11 protein-coding genes and 1 tRNA gene are annotated in these 14,317 nt (G+C 75.7%); 6 read left to right on the top strand and 6 right to left on the bottom strand.

Going from position 1 to position 14,317, the window contains the following annotated elements:
- Nucleotides 1–375: 375 nt before the first annotated feature.
- On the top strand, nt 376–2,085 hold the full coding sequence (locus CD790_RS32635; protein WP_186319377.1) for an AMP-binding protein: 1,710 nt from the start codon (nt 376–378) through the stop codon (nt 2,083–2,085).
- Between the two features lie 187 nt (nt 2,086–2,272).
- Nucleotides 2,273–2,878, top strand: coding sequence for a DNA-binding response regulator (locus tag CD790_RS32630; protein WP_144387010.1), 606 nt, complete (start codon nt 2,273–2,275; stop codon nt 2,876–2,878).
- A gap of 173 nt (nt 2,879–3,051) precedes the next feature.
- On the opposite strand, the gene CD790_RS32625 is transcribed toward CD790_RS32630, so the two are convergent.
- The 3 genes from CD790_RS32625 to CD790_RS32615 form a co-directional block, all read right to left on the bottom strand.
- The gene (locus CD790_RS32625) at nt 3,052–4,329 is read right to left on the bottom strand and encodes a sensor histidine kinase (RefSeq protein WP_260868064.1); all 1,278 of its coding nucleotides are present in this window, start codon (nt 4,327–4,329) and stop codon (nt 3,052–3,054) included.
- Between the two features lie 141 nt (nt 4,330–4,470).
- On the bottom strand, nt 4,471–7,101 hold the full coding sequence (locus tag CD790_RS32620) for a TOMM precursor leader peptide-binding protein (protein ID WP_260868063.1): 2,631 nt from the start codon (nt 7,099–7,101) through the stop codon (nt 4,471–4,473).
- Nucleotides 7,101–7,286 carry a hypothetical protein gene (locus CD790_RS32615; protein ID WP_144387009.1) on the bottom strand — a complete coding sequence of 62 codons (186 nt, stop codon included), beginning with the start codon at nt 7,284–7,286 and terminating at the stop codon, nt 7,101–7,103. Before CD790_RS32615 ends, CD790_RS32620 begins: the two co-directional genes overlap by 1 nt.
- A 292-nt stretch (nt 7,287–7,578) precedes the next feature.
- Between CD790_RS32615 and CD790_RS32610 the strand changes: the two genes are divergently transcribed.
- From CD790_RS32610 to CD790_RS32595, 4 genes are all read left to right on the top strand, one after another.
- Nucleotides 7,579–8,403: an AfsR/SARP family transcriptional regulator gene (locus CD790_RS32610; RefSeq protein WP_144387008.1), complete on the top strand. Its 825-nt coding sequence runs from the start codon at nt 7,579–7,581 to the stop codon at nt 8,401–8,403.
- A 727-nt stretch (nt 8,404–9,130) separates the two neighbouring features.
- Nucleotides 9,131–10,336, top strand: coding sequence for a beta-ketoacyl synthase N-terminal-like domain-containing protein (locus CD790_RS32605; protein ID WP_313956566.1), 1,206 nt, complete (start codon nt 9,131–9,133; stop codon nt 10,334–10,336).
- 92 nt (nt 10,337–10,428) lie between these two features.
- Entirely contained in the window at nt 10,429–11,640 is a 1,212-nt protein-coding gene (locus CD790_RS32600; RefSeq protein WP_144387007.1) for an SRPBCC family protein, read from the top strand.
- A gap of 207 nt (nt 11,641–11,847) precedes the next feature.
- Nucleotides 11,848–12,465 (top strand): antibiotic biosynthesis monooxygenase, encoded by a 618-nt coding sequence (locus CD790_RS32595; RefSeq protein ID WP_144387006.1) that lies wholly within the window; start codon nt 11,848–11,850, stop codon nt 12,463–12,465.
- Between the two features lie 136 nt (nt 12,466–12,601).
- Here CD790_RS32595 and CD790_RS32590 read toward each other — a convergent pair.
- The 3 genes from CD790_RS32590 to CD790_RS32580 form a co-directional block, all read right to left on the bottom strand.
- Nucleotides 12,602–12,675 (bottom strand) — tRNA-Lys (locus tag CD790_RS32590).
- Between the two features lie 341 nt (nt 12,676–13,016).
- The gene (locus CD790_RS32585; protein WP_144387005.1) at nt 13,017–13,673 is read right to left on the bottom strand and encodes a bifunctional DNA primase/polymerase; all 657 of its coding nucleotides are present in this window, start codon (nt 13,671–13,673) and stop codon (nt 13,017–13,019) included.
- A 173-nt stretch (nt 13,674–13,846) separates the two neighbouring features.
- Entirely contained in the window at nt 13,847–14,212 is a 366-nt protein-coding gene (locus CD790_RS32580; RefSeq protein ID WP_144387004.1) for a hypothetical protein, read from the bottom strand.
- Between the last annotated feature and the right edge of the window lie 105 nt (nt 14,213–14,317).

Genomic DNA, 14,317 nt, shown 5'->3' with positions numbered 1-14,317 from the left:
CGGCGTCGCCTCCCGGGGGCCGATGCCGGGCCTGTCGGCCCCGGGGCCGCCGGAGCCGCCCCGCGCGGGCTGCCACTCGTCGACGAAGGGGCCCGTCGACGAAGGGGCCCGTCGACGAAGGGCCCGTCGACGCGGGGGCCCGCTGGCAGAGCGCCCGGGTCGTCCGCCGCGTGCGCCCCCGGGGGCGTGGCGGCCCCGGTTGTGACCCCGGTGACCCCGACGCTCCCCGTTCGGTGTCTGTACGGGCCACAGAACGGCCTGAGCGGTGGTCGAGTCGGGTTCGAGGGGGGCCGTCGACACTGGCGCCGGGGGCTTGCCGGGTGCACGTGCCGGAATCGACGGCCTCCGCATCCAGCCGCGAGGGAGTTAGCCCGCATGGCCCCAGCCGCGCACCTGGTCGACGAACTGCTGACACGCGCCGCCCGCTGCGGCGGAGATACGGCCGTGATACACCCCGCGTCGGACGGCGCGATACGTCGGGTGTCGTACGACGAACTCGACCGGCGCGCCCGCGCGGTCGCCTCCTGGCTCCATGCCCACGACGCCGCCGGGCGCCGTGTCCTGATCGCCATGGACACCGGCCCGCACCAGGCGGCGGCACTGCTCGGCTGCCTGTACGCGGCGGCCGTGGCGGTGCCCGTGCCCGCGCCGGGCGACGCCTCCGGGACCACCGCCGCGCGGACCGCCGCCATAGCCCGGGACGCCGCCGCGCACCTGGTGCTCACCGAGGTCGCCCACGCCACGGAGGCGTCCCGTCTGCTCTCCCTCGTGGGCGCCCCGAGCCTGACCTGCCTGGCCGTGGACGGACTGGGTCGGCACGAGGAACACCCGTCCCGCGCGGCGGACGAGGATCCGCACGGCCCCTCGGCCGCGCGGGACGGCTGGCTGCCCGCCCGCACCGACCCCGACACCCTCGCCCTGCTCAGCTACGACTCGGGGCCCGCCACCGCCCCGCGCGGGGCGCGACTGACCCACGGCGCCCTGCGGGTCGCCGTCTCCGCGCTCCGGGCCGCCCTGCGCACCGACCGCACCTCCCGCGTCGGCTGCTGGCAGGTCCGCCCGCACACCCTCGGACTGATCGCGCAGGTGCTGCACCCGCTCTGGCTGGGCGCGACCGCCGTACTGCCGCCCACGCTCCCGCCGTCCGCCGGCGGACGGGCCGGCGACTGGCTGCGCGACCTGAGCCGCTACGGCGTCACCGAGACCGCCGCCCCCGACTCGCGCTACGCGCGCTGCGCCGCCGCCTCGACGGTGGCCTGGGCCGGCGTCGACCTGTCGCGGCTGCGCACGGCGGTCAACGTCGGAGAGCCGGTCTCCGCCGCCACCCTGGCCTGCTTCACCCGTCGCGGCGCTGCCGCGGGGCTCCGCGCCGACGCGCTGGCCCCCGGGTACGCCCCGGGCGAGGCGGCGCCGTGGCTGGCCGTGGAGGGCCGCGGCCCGGTGCCCGGCGCCGAACCGCGCGTGGTCGACCCGCGCGCCCTGCGCACCCTGCCCGACGGCGTCACCGGAGAGATCTGGGTCCGCGGCCCCGCCGTCGCGGACGGCTACTGGGGCAGCCCCCCGGACGCCGGGCGGGTCTTCCACGCCCGCACCGCGGAGGGCGTCGACGGCTTTCTGCGCACCGGGGACCTCGGGTGGTCGGGGGAGGGCGGCACGCTGCGCCCCACCGGGCGGCTCGACGACCTCCTGATCGCCGACGGCGTGCCGCTGCACCCCCAGGACGTGGAACGGGAACTGCTGGGCTGCGGGCGTCCCCTGGGCACCGCGCGGGTGTTCTGCGCCGGGCCCGGCACCGGGCGGCTGGTGGTGGTCCAGGAGGTCCGTACGGTCCGCGGCGCCCACGCCGGACTACCCCACCTCGCGGCGACGATCCGGGACCGTGTCGCGCGGGAGTTCGGCGCGGAGCCGGGCACGGTGCTGCTCGTACGGGCCGGCACGCTGCGCCGGGCCGGTGGCGGCAAGGTCGGGCGCTCCGCGCTGCGCGCCCAGTTCCTCCGCGGCGACGTGCGGACCCTGCACGTCGACGTCATCCCCGAGGCAGGCGCCTCTCCGGGAGACGGCTTACGCCACGGCGGGGCCGCCTGAATCGGAGCCGGCGAGACGGGAACGGACGGTTTTGAAACACCTGCGCGAAGGGTGGAATCGGCGAACGAACGGTAGAGCGGCCGGGCGCCCTTGGGAATAATCGCGGATGTGCGGCGACCGGGGTCCGGGGCACCGTAGGCGGGTCGGTGGCGGCACGGGGTCGGGCGACGAAAGCGCCGGGGGAGACGTGGTCAGGGTTCTCATAGCCGAAGACATGCATTTGTTGCGCAAGGCACTCGTCGCGCTGCTCGAGCTCGAACCCGATATCGAAATCGTGGCCGAATTATCGAGTGGTTCCGATATCGTGCCGCGCGCCCAGGAACTCCGGCCGGACGTGGCGGTGCTCGATATCGACCTGCCCGGCATGGACGGGCTGACCGCCGCCGCGGAACTGCACACGCTCGTTCCCGAGTGCCGCACCATGATGCTGACCAGCCTGGGCCGGCCGGGGAACCTGCGCCGGGCGCTGGCCGCCCACGTCTCCGGCTTCCTGCTCAAGGACAGCAGCCCGGACACGCTCTGTTCCGCCATCCGCGCGGTCGCCCAGGGCGAGCGGGTGATGGACCCGCAGCTCGTGCTCGCCGCGCTGGACGACGAGCCGCAGCCGCTGACCCCGCGCGAGCGGGAGGTGCTCCAACTGGCCTCGCAGGGCGAGGGGGCGCAGCAGATCGCCGCGCGGCTCTACCTGTCGGCGGGAACGGTGCGCAACTATCTGACCTCCGTGGTCACCAAGTTGAACGCCCGCAACCGGGTCGACGCCATCCGGATCGCCCGCGAGGCCGGCTGGCTGTAACGAACGGTCGCCCCGCGCGGGCGGGTGATGGCCGGCCCGCCGTGGCGCGGGCCTGCGGTACCCGTGACCCGCCCCGCGCGGGTACCCGCTTCCCGGGGCCCGCCCCGCGCGGGTACCCGCTTCCCACGGGACCCGCCCGCGCGGCGCCCGGGTCCCAGGCCCCCGCCGCCGCCTTACGCCGGGACCGGCGGGGGCCCGTACTCGTCCTCCGTGCCGTGGTCGTCGCCGCCCCGCGCGGTGGAGCCGTCGGCCGAGTCCAACTCGGCCGTCAGCTCGAACCAGCCGTCGGGGCGCACCCCCGCCCGCAGTCGTCCGCCGAGCTTGGCCATCCGCACGCTCAGATTGCCCAGCCCGCTGCCGCCGTGGGCGCTGTCGGCGCGCAGGATGGTGGAGGACTTGCCCACCCCGTCGTTGGCGAGGGTCAGCCGGACCAGCGCGCCGTCGCGGGCGGCCTCGATGGCGCAGTTCTCCGCCTTGCTGTGGCGCAGCACGTTGGTCAGCCCCTCGCGCAACACGCTGGCCAGCACGGTGTCCACCAGGTCGGGCAGGTCCCCGCAGTCGACGTGGGTGGTGGTGTCGATGCCGACCGCGGCGAGCATCGACTGGGCGGTGCCGACCTCGGCGGAGAGTGACATCCGTCGGTAGCCGCGGGCCACCGCCCGCACATCGGCCAGCGCCTGCCGCGAGGTCTGGAGGATCTCGGTCAGCTCCTGCTGGGCCCGGGCGTTCTGCTCCGGCACCAGCCGGTGCACCAGCTCACACTTGAGGGTGATGGTCGAGAGGCTGTAACCGAGCAGGTCGTGCAGGTCGCGGGCGAACCGCAGCCGCTCCTGCGCGACGGCCATCCGGGCCAGCTCCGCGCGGGACCGGTAGACCTCGGAGACCAGCCCGGAGAGCCGGGAGAGACCGAAGACGACCAGCCCGGTCAGCCCGGTGGAGACGGTGGTGTAGGCGACCTCGCCCCAGCCGAACCCCACGTAGAACAGCAGCACATCGGTGGTCGCCAGGATCGCGCCGAAGGCCAGCCAGCTCAGCGGGGCGCGCAGCACCAGCAGCGTGGAGCCGGCCAGGAAGCCCGGCATCCCCAACCAGGACTGCTTGAAGATCGCGAACGGGAGGAAGGTCAGCAGGGCCTGGACGCCCAGCGTCCAGTGCCGGGCCCGGCTCAGCCGGGGGGCCAGGCCGGGGAAGGAGTGCGCCAACTGGAGGCCCAGCAGCATCAGCAGCGCGGGTAGTTGCGCGAGCATCAGCAGCGCGGCGTCCAGCCCCTCGGCCAGGGGATGCGCGTCGTCCACGTAGGTGAGCGCGACGCTGAAGTAGCCGAGCAGGACGACCACGGTGATCGCCACGGCCATGCGTGGCGCCAGGTCGTCCCGGTAGCGCTCCGGCTGGTGCCGGTGGCGCTCCGGGCCGTGACCGGCATCGCCGTAGGGCGAGGTGGTCCCCTGCACTCATCCTCCGGAAGTTCGGGCCGGATTGGGTGGCTTGCCCGAGAGTATCCGATCTTTATATGGGGTGGAGAGGGGGCGAACGCACCAGTGGAGATCACAGGATGAGCCAGCGGGGGGATCAAGGGAAGAGCCCATGCGACATCAGAGGAACAGCGGGACGGGATTGAGATCGTCATACCGGGTGGGAGTCGTCAACCGGCCCAGCGCGACGGGCACCTCGAAGAGTCGTCCGGGCGCGAACCGCGCCCAGTGCGGGCGTAGTCCGGGCACGAACACCTTGGCCACCGGCAGTCCCACGTCCGGCCGCGTCTGGTCCAGGACGAGCAGTTCGAGACCGTGGGCCCGGAGCAGCTCGACCAGCGCGGCGACGGCTTCGGCGGGGTCCGGGCTGGAACGTACGGAGGTCGCGAGCGAGAGCGGCGCGGCGGCCGGATCGGGGCTCAGATAGGGCTGGTTGGCGAGGGTGGCGGTGCTGAACCAGCGCAGCGCCTCCGGGTCCAGGCCCTCGTATCCGCCGCCGTCCGGGCGCGCCCCGGCCACCGGCGGGAGCATCTGGTTCAGCTCCGTCAGCGCCCGGCGCAGCGCGGTGTGCCGGTCGAAGTCGGCGCCGAAGCCGAGCACGATGTCCTCGGCGGGCTTGTCGACGCGCCGGGAGAGCGCGGCGACCACCGGGATGCCCAGGTCCGCGGTGAGGTCCAACGCCCACACCTCGCGCCGCATGGCGGCGTGCACCCGGCGCAGCTGGGCGATCCACGGGTCGCTCCACGGGGCGTCGTCGGCGTCCAGGGCGAGACCCGGCTGGCGGGTGCGGTTGTACCACCACAGCGCCACCGCGTCCCGTTCCACCAGCTCCAGGAAGCCGCGCAGCGCCGCGTCGGCCAGACTGCCGCCCGCCGCCGCGCCGTTGGAGTTGGCCAGGCAGTAGCGGCGGCCCGGGGCCTGCGGGGCGTCGTAGTACAGCAGCGCGGTGGGCATCAGCCGGTGGACGCCGGCGGAGAGCGACCACACCGGGGTCCAGTCCACCTCGGCGTCCTCGTCGAAGGGGTCGCACACCCAGTGCCGCGTGGCGTGTGCCGCGTTCCACCGGTCCCGCTCGGCGAACTGCCGCTCCGCGTACAGCTGCACGGCGTCCGGATGCACCGCGGCGCCCGCCCCCAGGTCGCGGTAGCGGGCCCGCTGGCGGGGCTCGCCGTCGGTGAAGTGCCCGCTGTGGTGCTCCAGGGCCTCCAGCAGCGCCCCGGCCCTGGCCTGGTCGGCGGTGGCGCCCTTGCCGTGCGCGGCGGCGCGCAGCCCGGCGCGCACGGAGTCCAGGCCGCCCGGCGCGGAGGGCGCGGGGCGGTACGGGGCGTGGAAGCAGTTGAGGAACGCGGGCCCGCGCGGGTCGCGCTGGATGCGGGTGACCAGGCCGGTGACCGGGCTGACCAGGTGGCCGTAGGCGGCCAGCAGCCTGGACGGGGACATCGCCACGGCCGAGGAGGCCGCCGCCGCGGCGTCCCCGCGCGGGGTGAGTCGCACCGGCGCCCACACCCGGTCCGCGATCAGCTTCGGGTCGCCGCAGGCCGGGCACTGCGGGAGGCGGCGCACCGGGTGCCGTTCGGTGGTCGCGGTGAGGCAGTCCAGGGTGCACAGCGCGTCCTGGCCGGGGTGCCGGTGCCCGGCCAGCCACCCCGCCGCCTCCAGCGCGGCGAGTTGGAGCGCGGCGCCCCGACTCGCGGGCAGCGCGGCGGGCGGACGGGGCAGCGGCGCGTCGCGCTCCAGCCGGCGCAGCAGATGCGCCTCGGCGCGGCGGCCGCGCCACAGCCGGTCGGCCAGACAGCTCCAGCACGGCCCGTCCGGTGCGCCCAGCACCGGCCCGAACCACGCCTGGACGCCCACCGGTTTCACCGGGAGCCAGCGCCGACCGGCCGTCCGGTGCTCGGCGTCCACCCGGCCCAGGCCCGGGTCCAGGTAGTCGTCGCACACCACCACCGTCAGGCCCGCCTCCGCGGGCTCCGCGACGCCGCGCAGCCCCGCCGCCCCTAACGCCCGCGTCGCCTCCTCGGGGTCGGTGCAGCCGAGCACCACGAGCGCCACGGCGGGTGCGGCCTCCGCGCGGCGGTCGGCGCGCGCGCCCCGACCGCCGGGCCCCGGGGGCGGCGTGGGCCGTGGGTCCCGGGTGTCCAGGCCCGGGCTAGATATGGACCGTGCGCGGGGGCCGGGTCCGGGTCGGTCCGCGGCGGGCCCGGGGCGGCCGGGGCCGGGGAGGTCCATGGAGGAACCAGGTCGGCGGGGGCCGGGGAGGTCCGCGACGGAACCAGGTCGGCCGGGGCGGGCCGGGGCCGCCCCGGCGCGGAGTCCGAGGCGGCCCTGGCGTGCCTCCGGGTGGCCCGTGGAGGGCTCGTGTCCGGCCGTGCCGGCCTCACCGGGCCCCGGGGCCCGCCCGGCTCCTCCGGAGTCCGCCGCCAGCCCCACGGGGCCGCCCTCGGCGCCGGCGAGCGACCAGTAGGCGTCCTCCGGACCCGGGGGCCGGTCGCTCTCGTAGACCAGGCCGGCGGCGCGCAACCGGGCGACGATGCGGGCGGTCTGGGCGGCGGGGACCGCGTCCGGCCCGCGGGCCGGGTCGGCCGCGTCCGCGGACAGCGCGGCGAGGTCGCGGGTGCCGTCGAGCAGGGGGGCGAGCGCCGCCACCTGCCGCCCGTGCAGCGCGGTCACCCCGCGCTCCGACACCAGGTAGACGGCCTCGCCCGGCACCGGCTCGACCCTCAGGTGCGGCGTGAAGCGCAGGGTGCCCATCAGGTGGTGCTGAAGGTGCAGATGCAGATGCCGGGCGGCGGCACCGGCCAGGGGTCCTCGGTGAGGTTCTCGATGAGGAATCCGTCGGCGGACGAGCATCCGTCCGCGGCCGGTGTCTCGCCCGCGAGGGCCGTACTGAGCCTGTCTTCCGGCCCGGAGGGCCGTAGCGCGGTGGGGGTGTTCATGGCGGTCGCTCCTCGTTGTGGACGGTGGGGGTCATATCGCGAAGGACATGCCAAGGAGTCTGCGGTGACGAATACACCGTGGACCAGTGCCCCCGTCATGACCAGGGCGTGAAATTGTCACGGCGCGCGCCTCCCAGGATTCATGACGGGAACGGGATTCCGGCACTGGCAGGGACGCCCCCCGCGCGCGAGGCTCGTATGTGCCTCGATGGCGGCACCTCGGCCAGGAGGGCATGCGACGGATGTGTGACGGGTGACGTGTGGCATGTGAACGTGACGGAGGTACGGAACCATGGACATCAAGCTCTTGGGGCCACTCAGCGTGGAGGCGTGCGGTCAGTCGATCGTGCCGAGCGCGGGCAAGCCGCGGCAGATCCTGGCGCTGCTCTCCGTCTACGCCAACCAGATGATGCCGGTTCCCACCTTGATGGAGGAGATCTGGGGCACCGAGCTGCCGCGGAGCGCTCTGACCACCCTGCAGACGTACATCCTCCAGCTCCGCCGGAGACTGGCCGCTGCCTACGGGCCCGAGGAACCGGACGCCTCCAAGGCGGTGCTCGCCACCCGCTACGGCGGCTATCTCCTGGAGGCCGAGCCGGGTTCGGTGGATGTCCACGAGTACGACCGGTTGGTCGCCGCCGGGCATGACGCCCTGGACGCCGGCGACGACGAGGAGGCGTCGCTGCTCTTCCGCGAGGCGCTGGCGGTCTGGCGCGGCCCCGCCCTGGTGGACGTGCGGGTCGGGCCGATCCTGGAGATCGAGGTGGCCCGGCTGGAGGAGAGCCGGCTGGGCGTCCTGGAGCGCCGCATCGAGGCCGACCTGCGCCTCGGCCGCCATGCCGAACTGCTTACCGAGCTGACCGAGTTGACGGCCCGGCATCCGCTGCACGAGGGGCTGCACGCCCAGTGCATGGCCGCGCTCTACCGCGCGGGGCGGCCCTGGCAGGCGCTGGAGGTCTATCAGGGGCTGCGCGGCCGGCTGGTGGAGGACCTCGGTCTGGAGCCGTCCCCGCGGCTCCAGAAGCTGCAGCAGGCCGTGCTCGCCTCCGACCCGGCGCTCGACCTGGACCTCGGCGGCAGCTGGCGCCGCCCGGTGCTCGACCTGTTCGCCGCCTGAGGGTCCGGCCCGGCGGGTCGTCCGAACCACGATGAAGCCGCCCGGCTCCCCTCCCGCCGGGCCCACCACGGCTCCGCTGTCCGGTCCCCCCGTCCGGGCGAGCGGAGCCGTGGTGCGTGCGCGACACGCGCGGGCCCAAGCCGACGGTCCGGGCCCTCCGTCGGGTTCGCGGCGGGGCCGCCGGCCGGGGGTGCGCCCGACCCCTCCGCGAGGGGCTGCCCGACCCCTCCGCGAGGGGCTGCCCGACCCCTCCGCGAGGGGCTGCCGGACCGCTCCGCGAGAGCTGCGGACCCGGGGGCCGGGCCGTCCGCGGGGGCGTGCCGGCGAGGTTCGCCCGGGGCCGCCCACGGGGCCGTCGGCCGGTTCGTCTGCCGCGTGTCTGTCCGGTCGGGTCACCCGCCGGGTACGTCCGCTCGATGGGGCCGTGCCGGACCGCGCTCGACCGCGTCGGACCGTACCGGACAGCAACAGGAGCGCGACCGGACCGCTCCGGGCTCGGATCCGATCACGGTGCACCCGACCGGTGCGGTTGACTCCGTGTGAACGCGATAAGTCCGCCCCGGACGCGGTAAGTTTCGCCGGGTGCCGGCTCGACTCCGTCCCCGCCGCCGTCGACCGACTCCGGGCGCCATGAGCGCCGGACCGCCCGGACGACACGGAGTCGAGGGCCCGTCGAGGACGGGACGCCAGCTCGGCGGGGGACTGCCGCGCTGAAGGGGAAGGCCAGTTGACCGGAACGACCGTCACCGCGCGTACCGCCACCGACATCGGCACCGGCGGCGCCGCGGCCGTCTTCACCGGCATCGGCGTCGCCGCCCCCAACGGCCTGGGCACCGCGGCCTGGTGGCGGGCGACGCTCAACGGTGAGAGCGGCATCCGCCCCGCCTCCCGGTTCTACGCCACCGGCTACCCGGCTCGCCTCGCCGGAGAGGTGCCCGGCTTCCCCGCACGCCCGCCGTGCTGGTCGCGTCGGCAGGAGCCCGAACGCGCCGTCGGTCTCGCCTCCGTCGCCGCCCGTGAGGCCCTCGACGACGCGGGCGTCGACCTGGTCGATCTCGGTGGTCCGTACGGCGCGCGGGCGGCGTTCAGGGGCGCCGCCGGCGGCCTGGTGCTCGGACAGTACGAGCCGGGAGCCGTCGGAGCGGGCACCGGCGCGCGGAACGGTCCGGGTGACCTCGTCGGCGCGCTGGCGACGGGACGGGCGGGCGGGCTCGACCTGACCGCGCGGGCGCGCCGCACTATCCGCGCGGGCAGACGTGTGGTGCTCACCGGGGGCATGGACGGGGCCGGTTGCCCCTGGGGCTGGACGGCGCAGCTCGCGGGCGGTCGACTCAGCCCGGCCGTCGACCCGACCCGGGCCTTTCTGCCCTTCGACAGCGACGCCAGAGGCTATGTGGCCGGGGAGGGCGGAGCCATCCTGGTCCTGGAGGCGGCCGAGACCGCGCGGGCGCGCGGCGCCCGCCTCTACGGCGAACTCGCGGGCTATGCCGCCGTCTTCGACTCCCGCCCCGGCGTCCGCGGCGGCCCCGGGCTGCGCCGCGCCGCCGAACTCGCCCTGGAGGAGGCGGGCGTGGCGGTCCGCCGAGTCGACGTCGTCTTCGCCGACGCGGCCGGAGTGCTCGCGCTGGACCTCTCGGAGGCCGAGGCCATCAGCGGCCTCTTCGGGCGCTACCGCGTCCCGGTGACCGCGCCCAAGACCATGACCGGGCGGCTGTACGCGGGCGGCGCCTCCCTCGACCTGGCCGCCGCCCTGCTGGCGATCCGCGACGGCGTCATCCCGCCGACCGTGCACACCACCCGCCCGGCGCCCGGCGTCGCCCTGGACCTCGTCACCACCCGACCCCGTCCGCACCCGGTGCGCACCGTCCTCATCCTCGCCCGTGGCTGCGTGGGCTACGCCGCGGCGGCCGTCGTCACGGCCCCGCGCCGCTGACGTACCGCCGTGTCCTCGACCGGCCGTCGATCAGGGTTCAAGACCCTTCCGTCACGGTGGACGGTGCGGCGACGCGGGAGGAGCGGGCTGGCATGGCGAGCGAGCAGCGGCGGACGACCGGAACGCAGCAGACGGTCCACGGCATCACCGTACGGGCGCCGGCGACGACCGTGTACGGCATCGTCGCCGACAGCGCCGCCTGGCCCCAGCGCTTCGCCACACATGTGCACGTCGAGCCCCTGGAGCGGGGCGCGGGCGCCGAGCTGATCCGGATATGGGCGACGGCGGGCGGCGAGGTGACGTGCTGGACCTCGCGTCGCGAGCCGGACCCGCGCGGACTGCGCGTCGCCTTCCAGCAGGAGGTCACACAGCCGCCGGTGGCCGCCATGGAGGGCATGTGGCGGGTGCTTCCCGGTGTCGGCGGCACCTGCCGTCTGGAGCTCCGACACGCCTTCCGCGCGGTCGGCGACGACCCCCGGCAGGTGCAGTGGCTCATCGACGCCGTCGACGACACCAGCGAGTCGATGCTGGCGTCCGTGAAGATGTTCGCCGAACGCGACGGCGCCCTGAGCGAGGTGGAGTTCAGCTTCGCGGACACCGTGCGGGTGAACGGCGACGGGGCCGCCGTGTACGACTTCCTGCGCCAAGCCGACCTGTGGGAACGGCGGCTGCCGCACGTCTCCCGGCTCGACCTCAGGGAGGACTCGCCCGGCGTGCAACTGGTGACCATGGACGCGCGGATGACCGACGGCTCGGTGCACACCACCGAGTCGGTGCGGATCTGCTTCGCCCCGGATCGCATCGTCTTCAAGCAGACCGCCGCACCCGCTCTGTTGGCCGCCCACACCGGCAGCTGGACGATCAGTCCGGTCGGCGGCGGGGCGCCGAGCGGAGGGCCGTACGGAGGCACCGCCGGGGAGGCGAGCCCGGCGGCGCACGGAGCGGCCGCCGCGGACCCGGCGGGCGTCGTGGACGTCACCTGCCGGCATACCGTGATGGTCAACGCGGAGGCGGTGGAGCGGGTGCTCGGACCGGGGACGACGACGGCCGACGCCCGCGCGTATGTGCGGGGTGCGCTGAGCGCCGCCTGCACCGACACGCTCCGACACGCGCGGGCGTACGCGGAGGGGCGCCGGGTGGCCGAGTGCCGCCGCGCCCTCGAAGGACTTCCGGGCCTCGGGCGGCAGCGGGGCCCGGAGCAGGTGCGGGCCCCCGAGCTGACGCGGGCGCCCGAGCTCACCCGGGCCCCGGAGCTCGCACGGGCGCCCGAGGCGCGCCCGGCCCACCGGCGCCGGCGCGGTTGACCGGCGCGCGCCGCGCGCCCCGCACCGCAAGGGCACCCTCCTGCGAGCACGGCCGGGCCCGTCCCCCGGCGCGGTGCGCGCCGTGCCCCGGCCCGCCGCCCGCACCCCTCTCTGCCGTATCGCTTCTTCGCACCGCCCGCCCGCCCGCACCGCCCGCCCGCAGGACAGGCGTCTCGGCCTGCTGCAGGAAGAGAAAGGTCGCACTCCATGCCCTACGTCATGCGGCACACTGGCCTCTTCACCGTCGTGAACACCTTCACGCTCCGGGACCCCGCGCGGGCCCCCGAGTTCGAGCGCAGCTTCCTGGGCCACGCGGCCTGGCTGCGAGCCCAGGACGGTTTCGACTCGCACCAGGCGGTGCTGCTGGCCGAGTGCCCGGGCGTGTACGTGAACATCGAGCGCTGGCGGAATCCGGAGAGCTTCCAGCGGGTGCGCGGCAGCTCGGTCTTCCAGGCGCACGGGCGGGAGTTCCACGCGTTGGGCGAGGTCGCCGTCGACCCGTCCCGCAATGTGCTGCGGGCGGGCGACGGCGATGTGTCCGAGGGTGCGCCGCTGGTGGTCGTGGAGTGGCTGACGGCGGAGGGGATGAACCTGGAGGAGTTCGACCGCGCCTACCGCGCGTACGCGGCCGCGCTCTGCCATGAGCCCGGCTTTCTCCACGCGGACCTCAGCCGCTCGCTCACCAAGCCCGGCGCGTACACCTTCGTCACGTGGTGGCGGGATGCCGACGTGTGGCGGGCGACCCGCCGGGCCGCGCCGGCCACCGGCGCCGCCGAGTGCGCCGTCCACCTCACCGCGCGACAGGCGGCCGGGCACGCCCGCTGACCGCGCGGGGGACGGCGCGGGCACGATCGGGTGCGCCGCACGGCCGCGCGCTGGTCGCCTAGGGCCAGGGACCCCTGGGACCCTCTGGAGACATGAAGAAGGCCCCTCACCGGAGTGAGGAGCCTTCTTCTGTCGGTGCGCCGCCAGGGACTCGAACCCCGGACCCGCTGATTAAGAGTCAGCTGCTCTAACCAACTGAGCTAGCGGCGCCTGCTGACGTAGAAGACCTTAGCATCCTGGTCCGGCGGAACGAAAATCGATACTTCCGGGCGCCCGCGGGCCCGCGTGGAACGCCTGCCGGGGCCCTGAGCTGCGGCTGCGGCCTACGGCGGCCATGCGGCGGCCCGGCGGCCCGGGAGCGGCCGCGCGGGGATGGCGGGCGTGACGGGCGGCGTTCCCGCGCGGTCAAGGGGGCGGGGAGGCGCACCCCGCGGGGACGGCGTACCGCGCGGGGACGGCGTACCGCGCGGGGACGGCGTACCGCGCGGGGACGGCGTACCGCGCGGGCCGGGCCGCGGTGGCCGACGGGCGCGGTCAGGTCGGGTCCGGGATCAGGCCGGGGTCGGGGCGGCGAGCGGCCCCGTCGCCCGCGCGGTCGCCCGGGCGGCCCGCACGCAGGCCCACAGCAGCACATCGGGCCCCGGCAGCCAGGGGTCGCCGGCCGTGGGCGCGACCAGCCAGCGGGCCGCGGGCTCGGCGATCGGCCGTCGCCCGGGTCGTCCGGCGGTCGCGGCCATCTCGCCCCAGGCGGGGTCGGTCGGGTCCTCGGCGGGGCCCGGGGCGGCCGCCGTGGCCGCCTCGCCCGGCCCCATGGTCGGCTCCACGGGGTGCGGCGGCGGCACGGTGACCGCGTCGCCGGCGCCGTGGCACAGCAGCGGCGGAGTCGCCGCCCCCCACTCCTCCCAGCGCAGCAGCGCGGGCAGCCGTTGCGCGCAGCCCGGCATGGCGAAGATCAGGATGCGGTCCCGCTGCGCGCCCACCGGCCCGGTGCCCGGCCCGTACGCCCACAGCCGGCTCACCATGTGCCGGCCGAACAGCGCCGGAACGCTGATCACGTCGAAGGTCACGCCGCAGGGCAGCACCACCTGGGCGGCCGGGTGCTCCGCCCAGAGGGCCCGCACGCTGCGCGGGAACGGACTGGCCGAGGCGAGCCAGTCGGCTCCTTCCGGGGTGGCGTACGGACGGGGGTGCCGAGGCCGCCTGCTCATGCTGCTCATGGCCTCCACATCTATCGGCGCCCCAGCCCGGGATTCCGTGGATTGCCGATTACCGGGACAAGGGGCCGTGAGGTGGGGTATATTGCGCCGAACTCACATATCGAACGTATATGCGTTTCGCGTGTGCCTCGGGCATGCCCGGCGGCATATGCCTGGGCAGCGGCCTAGTCGACACCGTGCATCAGCTCCCGGCCGAACTCCACCATCTTCTTGGCGTAGTCCTCCGTCCACTCCGCGCGCTCCGCGATCAGGGCCGGCGGCAGCCGGTCGAACCGGCGCGGGTCGGCGAGCTGGGCCGCCGCCATCGCCTGGTACTCCATCGCCCGGTCCGTCGCCGCGCGGAACGCCAGCACCAGCTCCGTGGACCGGGCGAGCAGCTCCCGCGGGTCCTCGATGGACTCCAGGTCGAAGAAGTGCTCGGGGTCGGCCGCGGCCTCGGTGGGCTCGAACAGCAGCGGGGCGGGCTTGAGCCGGCGCTGCGGACTGGGAGCGCCGGCGGGCGCCTGGGGAGCCGACTGCGGCTCGGACATGGACGTACCTCCCGGATCGTGTGCCGCATTCCATTGTCGCGCCGGGCGCAAGTGGCCGGTGGCGGCCCAGGACGCGTCGCGCGCCGCGGGGCGGCCCCCGCGCCG

This window comes from Streptomyces sp. SAJ15 (genome assembly GCF_007595705.1).
Classification (GTDB): domain Bacteria; phylum Actinomycetota; class Actinomycetes; order Streptomycetales; family Streptomycetaceae; genus Streptomyces.
This window is presented reverse-complemented; position numbering and strand designations above follow the sequence as displayed.